The 1,627-nt window shown below is 50.5% G+C and carries 2 protein-coding genes; both read left to right on the forward strand.

The window, feature by feature from the left end:
• Positions 1-211: hypothetical protein (locus MRJ96_00005; protein MDR4499823.1), on the forward strand; the 211-nt coding region annotated here is incomplete at its 5' end.
• Between the two features lie 137 nt (positions 212-348).
• On the forward strand, positions 349-1,627 hold a 1,279-nt coding region (glmS, locus tag MRJ96_00010; protein ID MDR4499824.1), incomplete at its 3' end, for a glutamine--fructose-6-phosphate transaminase (isomerizing).

Raw genomic sequence — 1,627 nt, forward strand, 5'->3', positions numbered from 1 at the left:
AATTGCGGCAGGGACCACCGTCACGAAAAATGTTCCACCCAACGCATTGGGCATTTCTCGAGTCGCGCAAGTCAATAAAGAAGGTACGGCGGCGAAACGGCGAGAAATTCTGGCTTCTTCCTCAGCCGCCCATGTTCAGGCCAAAGAGTATGGGGAGTCGGCAGAGTCGTCACTCCGACCGACCCCTCAGCAAAAAAAAGGCCCTGTCTAGTGGCCAATTTTGATGAACGACGTCCAGCGATGGCTGGCGGGGCTCATGTGTTTCCATCTCGGACTTCACTGATCGATACCATCCTGATTTTTCCAATGCCATTTGAAAAAATGATGAGATGTAAGGAGCGTTAGAGTATGTGTGGAATCATCGGATATGTTGGCGGTGAATCAGCGACTCCTATTTTAGTCGCCGGGCTACAACGGCTGGAATATCGAGGGTACGACTCCGCCGGGATTGCCATTCAACATAATGGAGAGTTGAAGATTCGAAGAACTGTAGGCAAGCTCACTAATCTCCAGGCCGTTTTGCAAAACGGGGCTGTCGCCGGAACTATAGGGATTGGTCATACACGTTGGGCCACGCATGGTCGTCCATCTGAACAAAATGCCCATCCTCACCGTTCGGGAGAGATTGTTCTTGTCCATAACGGGATCATTGAAAATTTTCTAGACCTTCGCCATCGATTGGAATTGGAAGGCTATCGGTTTGAGTCGGAAACTGACACCGAGGTTATTGCACACCTCCTATCCTCACTCACGATAAAAGGGCATGGGCTTCAAGAGGCCGTCAGATTACTTGCCAATGATTTACATGGGAGTTATGCCATTGCCGTGATGTCGTTGGCGGAGCCAGGGCGTATTGTCGTCAGTCGTTCTGGATGTCCCCTCGTGATTGGTCAGAATGGAAAAGGAGCCTTTTTGGCCTCTGACGTGACTCCTCTCCTTGCCCATATACGGGAGGTGGTGTTTCTAGAAGACGGAGATGTTGGCATTTTAGAGGGTTCCAGTATCACCATTTTTGATTCGGATGGCCAACCAAAAAGCTTCAACCCCGTTACTATTGATTGGGATGCTGAGGCGGCGGAAAAGGGGGGGTATCCGGATTTCATGATGAAAGAAATCCACGAACAGCCACAGGTGATCATGGATACGCTTCGCGGCCGGTTTCAATATGAAACGGGCGAAGCAGATCTTCCCGATTTAGCCATGACGGACGAGGAGTTGCTCAACGCCAGGCGAATCTGGATCGTTGCATGTGGGACGTCTTGGCATTCAGGGCTTGTCGGGAAATATTTATTCGAAGAAATGATTCGTCGTCCTGTTCAGGTGGATATTGGTTCCGAGTTCCGATACCGGGAGCCTATGATTCAAAAGGACGATTTGTTTATTGCCATTTCACAATCAGGTGAGACCGCAGATACATTGGCGGCCGCACGGGAAGCCAAACACCGAGGGGCTCGTGTCCTGGCAATTGTGAACGTGGTAGGAAGTACTTTGGCGCGTGAGGCCGATGGGGTGATCTATACGAGATGTGGGCCTGAAATTAGCGTAGCTTCCACCAAAGCCTTTACCGGACAAGTAATTGCCTTATATCTATTGGCCTTGCATGTGGGTCGGGTCCGTCGCACCTTAA

It is taken from the genome of Nitrospirales bacterium (assembly GCA_031315865.1).
GTDB lineage: Bacteria > Nitrospirota > Nitrospiria > Nitrospirales > UBA8639 > JAGQKC01.